The sequence below is a fragment of the Labrys sp. ALF-8 genome, assembly GCF_059699065.1.
This window is the reverse complement of the sequence record NZ_AP048537.1, coordinates 328170-344834: the sequence shown is the minus strand read 5'-3', so window position 1 is coordinate 344834 and position 16665 is coordinate 328170. Positions and strand designations below refer to the sequence as shown.

Sequence of the window (16665 nt, the reverse complement as noted above, 5' to 3'; positions counted from 1 at the left end):
GGAGGGCGCGATGGCTCGGCTCATTGCCCAGGCCGGCCTGCCTGAAAAGGTAGCCGACGCGCCTGCAGGCAACTGGGTCGATCGCCATGCGCCGGCCTTCCTGAGGCCCTTCCTGCGCCTTTCCCGGGCGGACCGTCCCATCGGCGGCTGGCTGCTGATGTGGCCCTGCTGGTGGTCCGCGGCGTTGGTGGCGCTCCACCACGGAACGGCGGGCCAGGCGCTCTGGCATCTTTTCCTCTTCCTCGTCGGTGCCTTCGTGATGCGTGGAGCAGGTTGCACGCTCAACGACATCGTCGACCGCGATATCGACGTGCAGGTCGAGCGCACGCGCTCCCGGCCGATCCCGTCCGGCCAGGTCAGCGCCAAGGCCGCGCTCGCCTGGCTCGGCGTCCAGTGTCTCGTCGGCCTGGCAGTCCTCCTGCAGTTCAATGCCTTCGCAGTTTGGCTCGGCATTGCCTCACTGGGCGTGGTGGCGATCTATCCTTTCATGAAGCGAATCACCTCGTGGCCGCAGGCCGTGCTCGGTCTCGCCTTCTCATGGGGGGCGCTCATGGGTTGGGCTGCCGTAACGGCGGGCCTCGCCCTGCCGGCGATTCTGCTGTTCGCCGGCTCGGTCTCGTGGGTGATCGCCTACGACACCATCTATGCCTGCCAGGACAAGGAAGACGACGCCATCGTTGGCGTGCGCTCCACGGCACTGCTGTTCGGAGAACGGGCAAGACTTGCGGTGGGCGGCTTCTATGCTGGATGCGTGGTGCTGATTGCGCTGGCTCTGGCATTCAACGATGCCTCGCCCCTGTCCTTCCTCGGCCTTGCCGGATTCGCAGTGCATCTCGCCCAGCAGGTCTTCCGGTTCGACCATCGAGACGGCACACTGTGCCTGCAGATCTTTCGCTCCAACCGGGATGCGGGGGCGATCCTATTCGCCGGGCTGATGGCCGATTGCCTGTGGCAGTGGGCATTCTGAAGAGCCGAGCCGGACGATCATCGTTCTCCATTTCCAGGCTTGTCCCGCCAGTCCCCCCAGCGCCAACATTGCCGAACCTGCCCGGAAGGAGGCCCGGAAATGACAGGAAACCGGGCCTCTCCTTGGGCCGCTCTCGACCCGTGCTCTGAAAAAGCGGCGATCTTCGGCCGCCGCCGCGGGTTTTCAGATCCTCTCCGAAAAGCGGATCAGGTTGCCATGGCAATCGGTGATCGAAAATTCGTGGGTGCCCCAGGGTTTCTCTTCCAGGTGGCCCTTCCGGTGCACGATGCCCAGCGCATTGAAACGTTCGTAGAGCAAGCCGATGCCGGTGACTTCCAGCCAGCAACTCGTCGCCTGAGGCACGCGGCGGTTGCCCGTCAGCCAGAAGCTCAGGCGTACGCCGTCACGGTGCAGCAGAAGGAAGGAAATATCGCTGTGCAACACCTCGAAGCCAAGGCGGGCGTAGAAATCGGTGGTTTCCTCGAAACCGAGGGAGGCGAGGGTCGGGATGGCGCCGGTCAGGCGCGCGGTCGCGGCCTGATTCATGCTGCCACCGCCTTTTCGAGCAGGCGTCGCCAGGCGCTCTGCTGTTCCGTCGTGGCTTGAGCACTTGCGGCCAGCCGGGCCGCTTCGCCCCCGCCCGCCAGATGCAGGACCAGAGTGGCGGAATCACCTGTATCGACCGTCGCGGCGGACAGGCCGTTCTCATTGAGATGCCAGTCGAATCCAGGGTCGAGCACATTCAGCCAAGGTCCCATCCGCACGATGCGAATCAGGGTGCCGATATGGCTCTGGCGGACACCGTGATTGGCAACCTCGAGGCGCATGGGAAGCGCCCCGGCAGCACAGCTTTCAAGCAGCGCCTGGAGATCGACCGAATGGTGTGCCGGGATTGCCGCCGCCGACGTTGTGGCACGTGCAAACGGCATGGCCTCGACTTTTTCAGGCCAGGTGAGGTCGGCCAGCAGGCTTTCGAAGGCGGTGTGATCGGCCTTGTCGCGCGCATAGATCTTCCACAGAGCCGTACCCGCGGCGTCGAAGAGCTGGATGCTGCGAAGCGGTCCCTTGGGACCGACGTCCTTGACCTGGAAGGCGTGCGCCACGCTCGAAGGCAGCAGCGCAAGGGAGAAATCGTCACCTTCGAAATGGATGGCCCCATCCCGCTCGACTCCCTCGCGGAATGCGACGTCCTTTTCATGGACCGCCGCGTCGTTGCGGATCAGCGACATGACGGTACCAAGGTGCGGCAAAGCAACGCAGAGCCTGTCTACCCGAACGGCCAGGCGGGACACGCCATCGCCGATGCGGGTCTCCAGCAGGGCGGCCTCCGACACGCCCAATTGCGCCGCCGCGTCGCGGATCCGCAATCCAGTCTGGGCTTCCCGAAGTGCCTGCCACCGTTGTTTTAGCTCGCTCATTTCCGTGCCTTCTCCGAGTTCTCAACAGCGCAAAATAGAAAAGTTCAAAACTGCGCTGCATATCCTGTTCTTGCAGTTTAGAATTAAGAAAAACTGTTCCGATTTTAGCAATAAGATCAGTTACTAATTCACTTGACTTGCTCTAATTGCTGGCCCAAATCGCAAAAATTGTATGAAACAGCGTTTGCTTTCACAAGATAAATTATCTGTGGCGCAGTTTTGAGTGGTTTTACGTTACGGGGTCGAGATGGGTGGGGTATATTCCATGCGCAGTCGCAGTCTGGCGACAGTAGGAGCGCTTGCTTTGGTCGTTGCCGCCGGGGGGATGGCACGGGCTCAGCAGGCGCCGAGCGGGCAGCCGATCAATGTTTCAGATGACACGATCGTGCTGGACGAGCTGTCCTTCACGGTCAACAAGACGCCGCAGCGTCTGATCGACACGCTGGGCGGTGTAAGCCAGATCACGCAGGCCGAGATCGACCGGGCCCAGCCCACGACCATATCGGACTTGCTCCGCACCGTGCCGGGCGTCACCACGCAGGTCACCGCCAACGATCCGGGACAATCGATCAATATTCGCGGCATGCAGGACTTCGGCCGCGTGAACGTGCTTGTCGACGGCGCGCGACAGGACTTCCAGGTCTCGGGGCACGGCGCCAACGGCACCTTCTATCTCGACCCTGAATTCATCAACAACATCGACATCGTTCGCGGACCGATCTCGAACATCTACGGCTCGGGCGCGATCGGCGGCGTGGCATCCTTCACAACCCGCGGCATCGACTCCATCCTGGCTCCCGACGAGCGATGGGGCGTCGAGCAGAAGGTCGGCGTGAGTTCCAACGGCCTCGGCGCCTTCACCTCGACCTCGGCGGGCTATCGCTACGGCGATATCGCCGATATCTACGGCCAGTTCCTCTATCGCGACCATGGCGATTACCGCGACGGCTCCGGCGACCGGGTGCGCGACAGCGGCCAGGACAATTTCGGCGGCCTGCTGAAGTTCAACTACCACCCCGGCGACGGCCAGACGGTCAGCCTGAGCGCACTCAGCCAGAAGTTCGACTATTCGAACTACGGCTCCAGCGACGAGGGCTCGCGTTGGCGCAACAACGTCGTGACCTCGACCTTCACCGCGGGCTACAAGTTCGAAAGTCCGGACAACCCTCTGATCAACTTCAACGCGAAGGCCTATTACTCGCAGACCGAATTGAATCAGACGCTGGTGGCTCCCGACGCGACCTATGCCGCCCTCGGCGCCCAGCCCGGCGACAAGTTGTACGATCGTCTAGGCACATTCGGCTTCGACGTCTACAACACCTCCCGCTTCGCCACCGGCGACTTCAATCACGCGCTGACTTATGGCTTCGACGCGGCCTTCGACCGGGTGAAGACCGAAGACCACGCGGGCGGCTATGTCTCCGCGCTTACGCCGTCGGGCAATCGACAACTCCTCGGCGCCTATATCCAGGACGAGGTGCGTTACCAGGACTGGCTGCGCGTGCAGGGGGGCCTGCGCTACGACAATTATCACTTGTCAGGCGGCGATTATGGCTCGAACGGCTCGCATCTGTCGCCCAAATTCACGGTGGGCGTGACGCCGATCAAGGGCATCGAACTCTATGGTACCTATGCCGAAGGCTACCGCGCGCCGTCCATCACAGAAACGCTGATCGCGGGTACTCACCCGTTCCCGGCCTTCAACATCCTGCCCAATCCGAATCTGAAGCCCGAGACCGGCCACAACTTCGAGATAGGCACCAACGTCAAGTACGACAATGTCTTCAAGCAGGGCGACAACTTCCGCGCCAAGCTCACCGGCTTCCTGAACAATGTCGACAACTACATCGACATGCAGGCGACAGGCGACTCCTACCTCGTGCCCTTCATCCCGGGCATGCCGGTCAGCGTCTGCCAGGTCGCGCCGCAGCTCTGCTTCCCGATCCAGTCCTATCAATATGTGAACATCGCCAAGGCGCGCCTGATGGGCGTCGAATTCGAAGGCGCCTATGACTGGGGTGGCGGCTTCCTTTCGATCGCCGGTTCGCACACCAACGGCAAGAACCGTGAGACCGACCAGCCCCTCAGCACGGTGGCGCCCAACAAGTTGAGCGGCACGCTCGGCCTGCGCTTCCTGGAGGATCGCCTCACGGTCGGTTCGCGCCTCACCCTCGTCAGCGCGACCTCGCAGCGGGTCACCACGCCCAGCGGCGGCTATGGCCTCGTCGACGTCTTCGCCACCTACAAGTACAACGACAATGTCAGCGCCAACTTCGCCATCGATAACCTCTTCGACCGGCGCTACAGGGCCTTCCTCGACTCGGCCAACTCGCCGGGCTTGGCCGCCAAGTTCTCGCTGACCGTCAAGCTGGCAGGAAAGTGAGGGCCCGGGCAATGCGCGACTTCCGTCCCAATCGCCGTCTCGTCCTTGCCGGTGCCATGGCTCTGCTGGCTCTGCCCGGCGGTGCCCGGGCGCAGGCCGGACGGCGCGTGGTCTGTGCCGGTGCCGACGTGACGGAGATCGTGGCCGATCTTGCCGGAGCCGGCGTCATCCAGGGCGTCGATACGACTTCGCATATCCCGCCGGAGGTCAGGAACCTGCCCTCCATTGGCTATCTCAGGCAGATCTCGGCTGAAGGCATCCTCTCGCTCAGGCCGGATCTCCTTATCGCCAATCGCGATCTCGGCCCGCCCAATGCCATCGAGCAGATCCGAGGTGCGGGGGTACGTATCGAAATCGTCGACTTCCCGTTGAACGGAGAGGGGATGGCCGTGAAGGTTCGCCATATCGGCTCCATTCTCGAAAGGGAGAAGCAGGCCGATACGCTGGCAGGCACGGTAGCTGCCGCCATGACCGATCTTGCGCGGCGTCTCGACGGCGTAGCGAGCCGGCCGCGTGTCGGCTTCATCCGAGGCATCGATGGCGGAACGCCGATCGCCGGGGGCCGGATGGGGCTGGTCGACGCCACCTACGCCCTTGCGGGCGGCAGCAATGCCTTTGGCGATTTCACCCTGTTCAAGCCCGTGTCGCGAGAAGTGCTCGCGGCCGCGCCGCCCGATTTCATCGTGGCGGATGGGGGAAGCGTCGAGTCTGCCGGCGGTGCGGCTTCCTTCATCGACCAGCTCGGCCTGACTTCGGCTTTCGCCGGGCATCAGGAAAGGCTGGTCGCGGCCGATCTCGCGACGTTGTTCGCCTTCGGTCCATCCGGCGCCAGGGAGATCACGGCGCTTGCACGCCGGCTGCATCCGGATCGCTTCGTGGGTTGAGACATGAGCCTGATGCCAGCCCGCACCCAAGCCGATATGCCGGCCCTGCCGGAACTGCTCTCGCCGCGCAGGCGCGAGCAGTTGATGCTGGCTGCTCTCCTGGGCCTGCTCCTCGTCGCGCTTGCCGCCGGGCTGGTGCTCGGGGGGCTGCGCATTCCGGTATCGGCCTGGTTCGGAGCCGGGGAGGAGCACGCCTTCTATTCCGGCATCCTCTTCAACATCCGCCTGCCGCGCGTCTTGCTGGGCGGCTTCGTCGGCGCTGGGCTGGCACTGTCGGGCGCGAGCCTGCAGGCCCTGTTCCGTAATCCCCTGGCCGATCCCGGGCTCACCGGGGCGGCATCGGGCGGCATCCTGGCCGTGGTGGCGGGGATCGTTCTGATCGGTTCCTGGGGCGGTACCCTGGGCCGCGGGTTCGAACCTTATGCGCTTCCGCTGGCCGCGGCGCTGGCCTGCTTCCTGACGACGTTGGCGACCTACATGCTCGCGCGCGACCGCGACGGTCACGTCAACATTGCCAATCTCCTGCTGGCCGGCGTCGGCATCAATGCCCTGGCGATGGCGTTCGTCGGCCTCTTCGTCAGCATTGCCGACGATGCGCAACTGCGCTCCATCCAGTTCTGGATGATGGGATCGCTTGCCGGCGCCAATTGGGTGGCGGCAGCGGCCACTTTTCCGACCCTGGCAATTGCGGCCGTGGTGCTGATGCGCCAGGCGCGGGCGCTCGACGCCTTCACCCTCGGCGAGGGGGAAGCCTTTCTCGCGGGTGTCGACACCCGCATCCTCAAGCGGGCGGTGATCGGGGCGACGGCCCTTGCCGTCGGCGCGTCCGTCGCCTTCACCGGCATGGTGGGGTTCGTCGGCCTGCTCGCTCCCCACTGCGCCCGTCTCCTGGGCGGGCAGCGCTATCGCTACGTGCTGCCGGCCTCGGCCTTGCTGGGCGCAGCACTCGTGATCCTTGCAGATGCCGTAGCTCGCACCGTGATCTCGCCGGCAGAACTGCCGATCGGCGTGGTGACCAGCCTGCTCGGCGCGCCGGCCTTCATCGCCATCCTGCGAAAGGCCCAGCGCGCATGAGTCTGATCGTCCAGGACCTTACGGTGAAGCGCAACGGCAGGGCCGTGCTGCGTGACGTTTCCTTCGAGGCAAGGCCCGGCCGCGTCCTCGTCGTGATGGGTCCCAACGGAGCAGGCAAGACGACGCTGCTGGCAGCCATCGGGGGCGTGTTGCACCCCGCGCATGGCGAGATCCGCTTCGCGAGTGAGGTGCTTCATGCCCTTAGGCCCGAGGCTATCGCAGCCCGGCGGGCCTACATGGCCCAGCATTTCGAATGCGCCTTTGCTTATAGCGTGGAAGATATCGTGGGGCTCGGCAGGCTCTGCCATGCCGGGACGTCCCGCGCGGCGCAGGACGGGGCCGCGATCGCATCCGCTCTCGCCAGGGCCGATCTCAAGGCCTTCTCGCGGCGGGCCATCACGACGCTTTCGGGCGGCGAGCGCCAGCGGGTCGCCTTCGCCAAGGCGCTGGCCCAGATCCACGACCGCGCCCTGGCCGGCGAGCCGCACCTGGTGATCCTGGACGAACCGGTGTCGAGCCTGGATCCCGAGCACCAGCACCGGCTGCTCGGCGAGGCACGGCAACTGGCCGGGCGCGGGGCTACCGTGGTGGTGACGCTGCACGACCTGACGCTCGCCTCGATCTACGGGGACGACGTGCTCCTTCTCGATCGTGGCCAGATGGCTGCGCATGGCGCCATGGCCACGACCCTGACGCCATCCCTCATCCGCGAGGTCTTCAAGGTGCAGGTCGGCAGTGCCTCCCAGGAGGCAGGCTCCGTCATCCTGCATGCCGTCGCCCAGAACCAGGACCAAGCTGCGTGAAAGAACACTCAATGAAGAAACTGCTCTCCGGCCTTTCGATCGCGGCTCTCGTCCTCTCGCCGCTGCCCGCGCTTGCAGCGGATCTTTCGATCGAACTCAACAAGCTCGAAACGCAGAACGGCAATTGCCGCCTGACCATGGTGATCGTCAATGCGCGTACGGCTGCGGCACAGAGCCTGCGGGCCGATCTCGTAATGTTCGGAACCGACGGGGTGGTCGCGAAGCGTCTCGCGGTCGATCTTGGTCCGGTGCCGCCGAGCAAGACCATCGTGAAAGCCTTCGATGTCGCCGGCCTGGCCTGCGAGGGCATCGGAAGCATCCTTCTCAACGAGGTGCCGGCCTGCCGGTTCGCAGGTGGTACCGAAGCGCCTGCCGCCTGCCTTGATGCCGTCGCCGTCAGTTCGAAGGCGAGTGCCAAGTTTTTCAAGTGAAGCCTTTTTGAAGCGAGATCGCCATGACCGAGACCGCCACGCATTTTTCCTTCGTGAATCTGCTGCTCAACGCCGATCCGGTGGTGAAGGCGGTGATGCTGATCCTGGTCGTGGCTTCGGTTTTGTCCTGGGGGCTGAGCTTCGAGACGATCCGGCGACAGGCGCGGCTGCGAGGCTTCCTGCGCCAGGCCGCCAGCAAGGGGCTTGTCGGTGCACCTGTGCTGGCGCAGACCCTGCTGCTGCGTGGCCGTCAGTCGGCGGATATCAGCGTGCCCGGAGAAACCGGCGGCGAATATCGGGCGCGGATCGAGCGCGCCATGCGCGAAGTGGCAGGGGGGCTGATCAGCGCCAGCGATGCCGGCCTCTCCGTGCTTGCGACCATCGCCGCCGTGGCGCCTTTTGTCGGACTGTTCGGTACGGTGTGGGGCGTGATGAACTCCTTCTCCGCCATTGCCGGCACGAACGACACTTCGCTGGCAACCGTCGCCCCCGGCATTGCCGAAGCGCTTTTCACCACGGCACTGGGACTCGTTGCCGCCGTTCCGGCTGTCGTCGCCTATAACCGCCTGTCGCATGCCATGGCCGATCTCGGACGGCGGTTCGAGCAGATCCTTCGCCGGGAAGCCGAACTGATGGCTGCGCGCCGTGGTGCGCCGACCGTTGCGGCAGTCGACTACAGGGAGGCGGCCGAATGAGCTTTTCCCTCCAGGACCCGGAAGGCAGCGACGGCCTGGGTGCGCCCCGGGCCGTATCGGACATCAACGTCACCCCCTTCGTCGATGTAATGCTGGTGCTGCTCATAGTCTTCATGGTGACGGCCCCGATGCTGGCCGCCGGCGTGAAGGTCAACCTGCCCAAGGCGAGCGGGGCGGCTGCTCTCTCGCCTGCCAAGGAGCCTCTTCTGGTTTCGATCAAGGCGGACGGCTCAGTCTTCATCGGCCAGGATGCCCGCAGCGGCGCCGATTTCGATGCAGCCATCAAGGCTCGGGTCGCAGAGGACCCGAAGGTGATGGCGCATATCCGCGCCGACGCCAGCGTGCCCTATGAGAAAGTGCTCGACACCATGGCGGCGCTCAGCCGCGATGGTGTCGGCCAGCTTGCCTTCATCGGCAAGGCGGACAAGAGCGCCGGGCAGCCATGATCGCGGCGGAGATCTTTCGAGACTGGCGGGCGGGCATGATCGCGGGTGCGACACTCCTGCATCTGACGGCACTTGCAGGAGCGTGGGTGCTTATTCCGCCAGGTACCGAAACACGCCTCAACCGGCCGATCGAAGCCTCCTTCGCCCCGGCGCCGTCATCCGACGCCGTGAACATGAACAGCGCGCCGCTGGCGCAGGAGGTCGATTCGCCGAATACGGTCACCGAGGCCGCATTGGAGGACACTGCCGAGGTCGTGCCCCCCGATGCAGTGAGGACGGAAGAGGTGACCCCTCCGCCGCAGGAGAGCGTGAAACCGGATGCCGTGGACCGGCAAGTGAACACGGCGGCTGCCGAGCCGCTCGTCCCGCCGGAGAAGGTGGTGCCCGAGGCGTCAGACGCGCCCGCGACTGCTGCTGTGCAACCTGCCTCGTCCGCTCCGACCCCGCCGCAGCAGGTGGCTGTCCTGGCTCCGGATGTGCTGACCTCCGCAAGTCCGGTGGAGAGCACGGAAGTTCCGCTGGTATCGTCGCCGCAGGACCCCGCGCGGGACGTCCCCGCCAAGCCGCCGGCCGAATCGCCGAAACACAGGAAGCCGGAAAAGCCCAGGCAGGTTCATGCTCCAAGGAAGAAGACCGAGCCGCCGATGAAGGTTCAGCCGCCCGTCAAGGAGCAAATCCAGGAAACGCGCTTTGCGAAGCTCGATACGAGCATCCAAGTGAGGCGGGCGCAGAAGGGTGGGGCAGGAGCGATCTCCGATGTTGGCGTATCCGATAATGCCCTTACAAGCGGTGCCGTATTGAAGGACTATCGGGCCGTGCTATTCGCCGCAGTAAATCGCCGCTTAAGAGCAAGAAACATAGATTGCCGAAGCGGCGCTACCGTTCGACTAGGTGTGGTTGTATCGGTACAGGGCAGCCTCAGTTCTGTTCAGTTGGTGGGTGCTTCAGGCGATTCAAGTTTTGACGGAACCGTAGCAGCGATCGTGCGCTCTACATCACTATCGGAGCCACCACCCAAGAAGATCGCGACGACGCTTCGTCTAACTTGCCCCAATACCTAGATTTTCAACACCAGAAAGGAAGTCCTCCATGTTCATCGCCATGAACCGTTTCCAAGTGAAGAAAGATTGCACCGCGGATTTCGAGGCCGTTTGGCGCGACCGCGAAGTGCATATCGACAAGCTGCCCGGCTTCGTCTCCTTCCATCTCCTGCGCGGTCCGGAGCGGGAGGATCACATTCTCTATTCCTCGCATGTGATCTGGCGCAGCCGAGCCGATTTCGAGGCCTGGACCCAGTCCGAAGCCTTCCGTCTCTCGCACCGCAACGCCGGCAATGGGCCTGCCCTGACGTTGGGCCACCCCGTTTTCGAGGGTTTTGAAGTGCTGCAGAGCCTCGACGCTCAGGCGACGAGCAAGGCGGCATAGACGGCGCGTTTCCCTCCGGGCGGAGGGGGCAGGGACGAGGAGCCACGGCTGCGAGCGGGGATGGTGACCTCCAGGCCCGGTCGCAACGTGGTGCCTCGCCCCCATCATTTACTTTCCTGCCGACACCTATGCTGCCATCTTCCTCAGGATCTCGGCCGTCTGAGCGTTGGCGGGAAAGAAGGATTCCAGTGCGAGTTCAGACAGGGTGATGTCGACGGGCGTGCCGAACACGGTCACGGTCGAAAAGAAGGACAGCAATCCAGCCTCCGTCTGCAATTCGAAGGGCACGACGATTCCGCCATAGTCCCTAGCCGCGGCGCGTTTGCCCGAAGGAACCGGGTAGGCGGCAAGTTCGGCCAGCAGGCCGGCAAGCGTCGCATCGCCCGTGACGGAGATCTGGTGGCGCAGGCGATCGAGCAGGTGCTCGCGCCACTCAGGCAGATTGACGGTATGAGGCGCTAGGCCTCCCGGATGCAGGCCCAGCCGCAGCACATTCACCGGGGGCTTGAGCAGATCCTCGTCGGCGACGCCCGCAAGCAGTGGCGCAACCGCCTTGTTGGCGGCCACAAGGGTCCAGTGCCGATCGACCGCCACCGCCGGGAAGGGCTCGTGACCCGTGAGGACGAGATCGATGGCCCGGCGGGCCGGTCCCAAGGCGGGATCCTCCAGCGCACGTTCCAGGTATACAGGCGCATACCCTGCTGCGAGCAGAAGGTTGTTGCGCTCCCGCAGGGGCACATCCAGCCGCTCGGCGAGATGGAGGACCATGTCGCGGCTCGGGCGGGAGCGTCCGCTCTCCATGAAGCTGAGATGGCGCTGGGAGATGTCCGCCTCCAGGGCGAAGTCGAGTTGACTCAGGCGTCGGCGCTGCCGCCACGCACGCAGATGCTCGCCGATCCCGCGGACCGGCCTGCCTTCAGGCAGGCCGCCGGGAGGGCGAAGCGGATCGGCGTCGGCCAGCCCGCTCATGCCGCGGCTGGGATCTGGTCGAGGAAGCCGCTGACCCGGCGCAGACGCCCATACTCCAGTTGCACGAAGTCCGTGCCCTTGATCGGTGCCTCGCCGCCGTTCGGCCCGAGTTGCCAGGAGAAGCGGACATGATCGCCATAGCCGTCAGCTTCGCCGACGAGGGCGAAGCGGAAGTCAGGAAAGCGCTGCTGGACGGCGGCTATCAGGCCATCGATCTGCTCCGGGCCTTCGCCCCGCATCAGCGGATCGACATAGACGGCATCCTCGGTCCAGGTCGCAGCGAGAAGGGCCTGGCGGCGGGCGGGATCCGCCTCGTTCCAGGTGGCGATGTAGGTTTTGGCGATGGTGGCGGGATCGGACACGGCAAGCTCTCCTTCATGATCGCCTGATCGCTTCAGGCCCGCTTAGCATGGCCGGCGGCGTGAAGCCTCTCAATTACGTCGCAGGTAATCATGCTACATTGCTCCGGGGACGAGGGGCACGAGCGGGAATGATCGCGATCGACATGGGACGGACCCTGGACGATTTCGAGGCGGCCAGGAAGTTGATAGCTGTCATGGGTGTGTGGGATCTTGCCGAGACCCGGGCACAGGGCTGCTCGGGGGCGGACCTGATCGAACTCTACTACAGCGATACCGCCGAGACGCTGATGAGGAAATTCTCGGCCAATGGGGTTCTTCTGCTCGCCCGCTGGGCCGGCGAGCCTGCCGCGTGCATCGCATTTCAGCATGTTGGCGACGCGACGGCCGAGATACGACATATGTTCGTCAGGCCTGAGTTTCGGGGCCGGGGATTTGCACGCATGCTGATGGTGGCGCTGCTCGAGCGGATGCAGGATGCCGGGCTTGCGAAGGCCAGGTTGGAGACGGTCACCTTCATGACGCAGGCCATCGCTCTCTATCACTCCCTCGGATTCCGACCCTGCCCGCCCTTCTACGCGCCCTCGCAGGATCTGGCCGCCATTACGATCTTCATGGAGCGTTCTGTCTGACTTGCACGGAGAGAGGATTGAACCGGTGGTTCTTGCTTGCGTGCGCTGCCCCGCTCGCCTAAATCCGGGCCATGGATGCAAGGGATGATGCAAGGCAGATGGCTCCTCTTCTGACGGCCGGCGAGGCGCTGCCGCTGTTGATCGAGGCTGCGCAGGAGGCCGGGGAAATCGGGCTGCGTTTCGCACGCGACGGAGCCCAGATCTTCGACAAGCCGGACAACTCGCCCGTCACCGAAGCCGATCTCGCCATAGACGCCCATCTCGCGGCGCGTCTGCGCGGCGTTTCCAGTGCGATCGGCTGGCTGTCGGAGGAAGCGGCCGACAGCACCGAAAGGTTGTCGAAGCGCCAGGTCTGGGTGCTCGATCCCATCGACGGCACGCGGGGGTTCATCGCCGGCAACGGCGAGTGGGTAATTTCCGCCGCGCTGGTCGAAGATGGCCGTCCGCTTGCCGGCGTGCTCTTCCGGCCGACCAACGGAGATCTCTACAGCGCGGGCCGTGGTCTGGGAGCCTTCAAGAATGGCGTTCTCATCGAGGCTAGCGCCGGCACGCTGTCGCAAACCCGCCTGATCGCCGGCCCGAAGCCGATGTTCGATCTGGTGCGCGAGGACCTGCCGCCCGAGGTGGAGCGTGCCGCGCGCCTCTCCTCGCTTGCGCTGCGCATCGCTTATGTGGCCGAGGGACGTCTCGACGCCGCCTTCGCCTCCGGCTCATCGCATGACTGGGACATCGCCGCGGCGGATGTCATCCTGAGCGAGGCCGGCGGCCGCCTGAGCGAGGTTCGCGGCGAGGAGGTGACCTATAATCGGGCCGAGCCTGTGCATGCACCGCTGGTGATGGCGGGCCTTGCCCGGCAGGAGGCCCTGGTGGCGCTGTTCCGCGGCGTGAAATTCTGAAACATCCCAGGAGCTTGGAATGAGTGAACCACAAAAGCAGTTGCTGCATCTCGTTTTCGGTGGCGAGCTTTCCTCGATCGACGGCATTGAGTTTAAGGACCTTGCCGGCCTCGACATCGTGGGCATCTTCCCGAACTATGCCAGCGCCCAGGCGGCCTGGAAGGCGAAGGCGCAATCGAGCGTCGACAATGCCCAGATGCGCTACTTCATCGTGCATCTGCATCGCCTGCTGGATCCCTCTACAGACAAGACCAAGGACTGATGCCCTCTGAATGATCAAGAGCATCGGTCAGTCGAAATTCATCCAGAAGAGCCTAGGCGAGGGCCTCGCGGCCTGGCTGAAGCTCGTCCATGCCACGACCCGCTTCACTGATGTCCCCACGGATCTCTACAGGTCGATCCGTGACGAATATCCCTATATCGTCGCCATGTGGCACGGGCACCATTTCCTCGTGCCCTTCATGCGGCGCGAAGGACATGAGTTCAGGATCCTGATCTCCCGCCACGGTGACGGCGAGATCAACGCCGTTGCGGTGACGCGCCTCGGCCTCGGCCTCGTTCGCGGTTCGGGCGCCAAGCGTCCTTCCCGCCAGCGCCACAAGGGCGGAGCGGAAGCACTGCGGGAGTTGGTGGCGACGCTGAAGGGCGGTCAGTCTGTCGGCGTGACCGCGGATGTGCCCCGCGACGGCGGCATCGCCGGCCCGGGCATTGTCACCCTGGCGCGCCTGTCGGGACGGCCGATCGTTCCGGTGGCGGTGGCGACATCCAACATGATCCAGCTCTCCACCTGGGACAGGGCGGTAATCAACTTGCCTTTCTCGCGCGGCGTCTTCGTGGTGGGCGATCTCGTGCATGTACCCGCCGACGCCGACAGGGACATGATGGAGGCCAAGCGCCAGGAGGTGCAAGCCAACCTCGATGCCGCCCATCGCACTGCCTATGGCATGGTGGGGCGCAAGTTCGTTCGGGCCGGCTCGTGAGTGGCGCCCATCCCCTGAGCTTGCGGCTCTACCGCATGGCGACGGCGGGATTTGGGCCTTTTTCCGGGTTGCTGCTCGCGCGGCGACAGCGGCGCGGGAAGGAAGATCCCCTGCGCCGGCCCGAACGGACCGGCATCGCGAGCATGCCGCGTCCCGAGGGGCGGCTGTGCTGGCTGCACGGGGCTAGCGTCGGCGAATCCATCACCTTGCTCCCGGTCGCCGAGCGGCTGGCGGCGCAGGGCTACCGCATCCTAATGACGACGGGCACCGTCACCTCCGCCGCGCTGATGGCCAAGCGGTTGCCGGCCGGAGCAATCCATCAGTTCGTACCGCTCGACATACCCGCCTTCGTTCGGCGTTTCCTGCGCCACTGGCGGCCGGATCTCGCCGTTTTCCTGGAATCCGAGATCTGGCCGACCATGGTTCAGGAGACGAAGGCGGCCGGGGTGGCGCTCGCGCTCGTCAATGCGCGCATGTCGCCACGCTCTTTCGCCCGCTGGCGACGGGCTCCCCGCACCATCGGCACGCTGCTTGGCTGCTTCGACGTCATCGCCGCCCAGAGCGCCGATGACGGCGAGCGGTTCCAGGCGCTCGGCGCAACTCATGTAACGGTCTCCGGCAATCTCAAATTCGACGCCCCCGCACCCTCGGCCGACGAGACGAAGCTTGCGGAACTGCGCGAGGCCGTCGGTGCAAGGCCCGTGTGGCTCGCTGCGGCGACCCACGAGGGCGAAGAGGCGCTTGCGGGCGGGGTGCATGCCCAGCTCGAGAACCGCTTCGCCGGTCTTTTGACCCTCGTCGTGCCTCGCCATCCCGAGCGCGGACCCGCCATTGCCGCCGATCTGGCGGCGAAGGGTCTCGTTGTCGGCCTGCGTTCGCAGGGAGCCGTGCCGCGGGACGACATGGACGTCTATGTCGCCGATACCGTGGGTGAGATGGGTGTGTTCTACCGTCTTGCGCGCATCGTTTTCGTAGGCAAGTCGCTGTCCGGGGAAGGTGGACAGAATCCGATCGAACCGGCCAAGCTCGGTGCGGCTGTTCTGCACGGTCCTTTTGTGCAAAATTTCCTTGGGGCATACGGGGCGCTTGACGACATGGGTGGGGCAATCGTGGTTCGCAGCAGCGAGGAACTTGCGTCCGCCGTTGCGCGCCTGCTGGCCGACCCCGCCGAAGTCGAACGGGTGGCGGCGGGCGGCGCCCATGCCATCGCCACATTGACGGGTGCACTCGATCGCACCATGGCCGCTTTGGCGTGGCTGATGGCGAAGCGGGCATCATGAGCAGCCTCTTGCCGATCAGTCTCAAGGCCCCGCAGTTCTGGTACCGGCCAAGAGGCTGGCTGGCGCGCTTGCTCAACCCGATTGCGCATGTTTACGGCGGCCAGGTGATCGCCCGCATGCGGATGCAAGGCACGCGCGCCGGGGTGCCCGTGGTCTGCATCGGCAATTTCACGCTTGGCGGGGCCGGCAAGACACCGCTGGCGCTGGAGGTTGCGGAGATCCTCAGGCAGACCGGCCAGAAGCCAGCCTTCCTCACCCGTGGCTACGGTGGACGAGAGAAGGGGCCGCTCGTCGTCACGTCCGATGCTTCGGCCGATCAGGTCGGCGATGAGGCGTTGCTGCTGGCCCAGAAGGGGCTCACGATACTCTCGGCCGACAGGCCGGCAGGCGCCGCGCTTGCGGTGTCCCAGGGGGCCACGATCATCGTCATGGACGACGGCTTCCAGAACCCCTCGCTCGACAAGGATTGCTCGATCATCGCGGTGGATGGGGAAACTGGTATCGGCAACGGCATGGTCTTTCCGGCGGGACCCCTGCGGGCACCGATCCATGACCAGGTGCCCTTTGCCTCAGCCGTGGTGGTGATCGGACCGGGCGATGCGGGCACGGTCGTACACGAGTTTGCGCGTGGCTCGGGTCTCGCGGTCTTCCGGGCGCGCATAGGTCTCGATCCCTCGGCGCCATCGCTGCGTGGCAAGCGAGTCCTCGCCTTCGCCGGTATCGGCAGGCCGGAGAAGTTCTTCAAGACGCTGGCCGACATGGGCGCGATCATCGCCGCCACAGAGGTCTTTGCCGATCACCATGCCTTTACCGAGGAGGATGCCGGGCGCATCGCGCTCAGAGCCCAATCGGCACGGTTGGTTCCGGTGACGACCACGAAGGACATGGTGCGCCTGTCCGGCGGTCCTGCTCGCATCGGTCTGGCTTCGATTTCGCAAGTCGTGCCCATCCGCCTCTTCTTCGAGGAAGAAGCGGAACTGCACGATTTTCTGGTCAAGCGCTTCCGGCTTGGCGGGTAGCTGC

At 64.8% G+C, this 16665-nt stretch carries 20 protein-coding genes; 16 read left to right on the top strand and 4 right to left on the bottom strand.

Annotation, left to right across the window (positions count from 1 at the left end; genetic code table 11):
* Window positions 1-10: 10 nt before the first annotated feature.
* The gene (gene ubiA / locus AC6H34_RS01740) at window positions 11-967 is read left to right on the top strand and encodes a 4-hydroxybenzoate octaprenyltransferase (RefSeq protein ID WP_497537696.1); all 957 of its coding nucleotides are present in this window, start codon (window positions 11-13) and stop codon (window positions 965-967) included.
* Between the two features lie 183 nt (window positions 968-1150).
* Here ubiA and AC6H34_RS01735 read toward each other — a convergent pair whose 3' ends face one another.
* A complete protein-coding gene (locus tag AC6H34_RS01735) occupies window positions 1151-1513 on the bottom strand; it encodes a DUF8817 family protein (protein ID WP_497537695.1) in 363 nt (120 codons plus the stop codon).
* The gene (locus AC6H34_RS01730; RefSeq protein ID WP_497537694.1) at window positions 1510-2385 is read right to left on the bottom strand and encodes a ChuX/HutX family heme-like substrate-binding protein; all 876 of its coding nucleotides are present in this window, start codon (window positions 2383-2385) and stop codon (window positions 1510-1512) included. Before AC6H34_RS01730 ends, AC6H34_RS01735 begins: the two co-directional genes overlap by 4 nt.
* A gap of 265 nt (window positions 2386-2650) precedes the next feature.
* Between AC6H34_RS01730 and AC6H34_RS01725 the strand changes: the two genes are divergently transcribed.
* From AC6H34_RS01725 to hmuQ, 9 genes are read left to right on the top strand one after another with little or no spacing between them, the layout of a single operon-like run.
* The gene (locus tag AC6H34_RS01725; protein ID WP_497537693.1) at window positions 2651-4768 is read left to right on the top strand and encodes a TonB-dependent hemoglobin/transferrin/lactoferrin family receptor; all 2118 of its coding nucleotides are present in this window, start codon (window positions 2651-2653) and stop codon (window positions 4766-4768) included.
* An 11-nt stretch (window positions 4769-4779) separates the two neighbouring features.
* The gene (locus AC6H34_RS01720) at window positions 4780-5652 is read left to right on the top strand and encodes a heme/hemin ABC transporter substrate-binding protein (protein WP_497537692.1); all 873 of its coding nucleotides are present in this window, start codon (window positions 4780-4782) and stop codon (window positions 5650-5652) included.
* Between the two features lie 3 nt (window positions 5653-5655).
* A complete protein-coding gene (locus AC6H34_RS01715) occupies window positions 5656-6726 on the top strand; it encodes a FecCD family ABC transporter permease (protein ID WP_497537691.1) in 1071 nt (356 codons plus the stop codon).
* Entirely contained in the window at window positions 6723-7529 is an 807-nt protein-coding gene (locus AC6H34_RS01710) for an ATP-binding cassette domain-containing protein (RefSeq protein WP_497537690.1), read from the top strand. Before AC6H34_RS01715 ends, AC6H34_RS01710 begins: the two co-directional genes overlap by 4 nt.
* 11 nt (window positions 7530-7540) lie before the next feature.
* The gene (locus AC6H34_RS01705; protein WP_497537689.1) at window positions 7541-7960 is read left to right on the top strand and encodes a hypothetical protein; all 420 of its coding nucleotides are present in this window, start codon (window positions 7541-7543) and stop codon (window positions 7958-7960) included.
* A 23-nt stretch (window positions 7961-7983) separates the two neighbouring features.
* Entirely contained in the window at window positions 7984-8655 is a 672-nt protein-coding gene (locus AC6H34_RS01700) for a MotA/TolQ/ExbB proton channel family protein (protein ID WP_448146441.1), read from the top strand.
* Window positions 8652-9101, top strand: a complete 450-nt coding sequence (locus AC6H34_RS01695; protein ID WP_448146442.1) for an ExbD/TolR family protein — start codon at window positions 8652-8654, stop codon at window positions 9099-9101. The genes AC6H34_RS01700 and AC6H34_RS01695 overlap by 4 nt, the downstream gene beginning before the upstream one ends.
* Window positions 9098-10162 carry a TonB family protein gene (locus AC6H34_RS01690; protein WP_448146443.1) on the top strand — a complete coding sequence of 355 codons (1065 nt, stop codon included), beginning with the start codon at window positions 9098-9100 and terminating at the stop codon, window positions 10160-10162. Before AC6H34_RS01695 ends, AC6H34_RS01690 begins: the two co-directional genes overlap by 4 nt.
* A 28-nt stretch (window positions 10163-10190) precedes the next feature.
* The gene (gene hmuQ / locus AC6H34_RS01685) at window positions 10191-10526 is read left to right on the top strand and encodes a heme-degrading protein HmuQ (RefSeq protein ID WP_497537688.1); all 336 of its coding nucleotides are present in this window, start codon (window positions 10191-10193) and stop codon (window positions 10524-10526) included.
* A gap of 126 nt (window positions 10527-10652) precedes the next feature.
* On the opposite strand, the gene AC6H34_RS01680 is transcribed toward hmuQ, so the two are convergent.
* Both AC6H34_RS01680 and AC6H34_RS01675 read right to left on the bottom strand, forming a co-directional pair.
* A complete protein-coding gene (locus tag AC6H34_RS01680) occupies window positions 10653-11495 on the bottom strand; it encodes a helix-turn-helix domain-containing protein (protein WP_497537687.1) in 843 nt (280 codons plus the stop codon).
* Window positions 11492-11857: a nuclear transport factor 2 family protein gene (locus tag AC6H34_RS01675; RefSeq protein ID WP_448146446.1), complete on the bottom strand. Its 366-nt coding sequence runs from the start codon at window positions 11855-11857 to the stop codon at window positions 11492-11494. Before AC6H34_RS01675 ends, AC6H34_RS01680 begins: the two co-directional genes overlap by 4 nt.
* A 128-nt stretch (window positions 11858-11985) precedes the next feature.
* Here AC6H34_RS01675 and AC6H34_RS01670 point away from each other — a divergent pair, with 128 nt between their 5' ends.
* From AC6H34_RS01670 to lpxK, 6 genes are all read left to right on the top strand, one after another.
* Window positions 11986-12486: a GNAT family N-acetyltransferase gene (locus tag AC6H34_RS01670; RefSeq protein WP_497537686.1), complete on the top strand. Its 501-nt coding sequence runs from the start codon at window positions 11986-11988 to the stop codon at window positions 12484-12486.
* A 98-nt stretch (window positions 12487-12584) separates the two neighbouring features.
* Complete coding sequence (locus tag AC6H34_RS01665) at window positions 12585-13382, top strand: 3'(2'),5'-bisphosphate nucleotidase CysQ (RefSeq protein WP_448146448.1); 798 nt, start codon at window positions 12585-12587, stop codon at window positions 13380-13382.
* Between the two features lie 19 nt (window positions 13383-13401).
* A complete protein-coding gene (locus AC6H34_RS01660; RefSeq protein ID WP_448146449.1) occupies window positions 13402-13644 on the top strand; it encodes a DUF4170 domain-containing protein in 243 nt (80 codons plus the stop codon).
* 10 nt (window positions 13645-13654) lie between these two features.
* Window positions 13655-14362 carry a lysophospholipid acyltransferase family protein gene (locus tag AC6H34_RS01655; protein WP_448146450.1) on the top strand — a complete coding sequence of 236 codons (708 nt, stop codon included), beginning with the start codon at window positions 13655-13657 and terminating at the stop codon, window positions 14360-14362.
* The gene (locus tag AC6H34_RS01650) at window positions 14359-15642 is read left to right on the top strand and encodes a 3-deoxy-D-manno-octulosonic acid transferase (protein WP_497537685.1); all 1284 of its coding nucleotides are present in this window, start codon (window positions 14359-14361) and stop codon (window positions 15640-15642) included. The genes AC6H34_RS01655 and AC6H34_RS01650 overlap by 4 nt, the downstream gene beginning before the upstream one ends.
* Window positions 15639-16661: a tetraacyldisaccharide 4'-kinase gene (lpxK, locus tag AC6H34_RS01645; protein ID WP_448146452.1), complete on the top strand. Its 1023-nt coding sequence runs from the start codon at window positions 15639-15641 to the stop codon at window positions 16659-16661. The genes AC6H34_RS01650 and lpxK overlap by 4 nt, the downstream gene beginning before the upstream one ends.
* The last annotated feature ends 4 nt before the right edge of the window (window positions 16662-16665 follow it).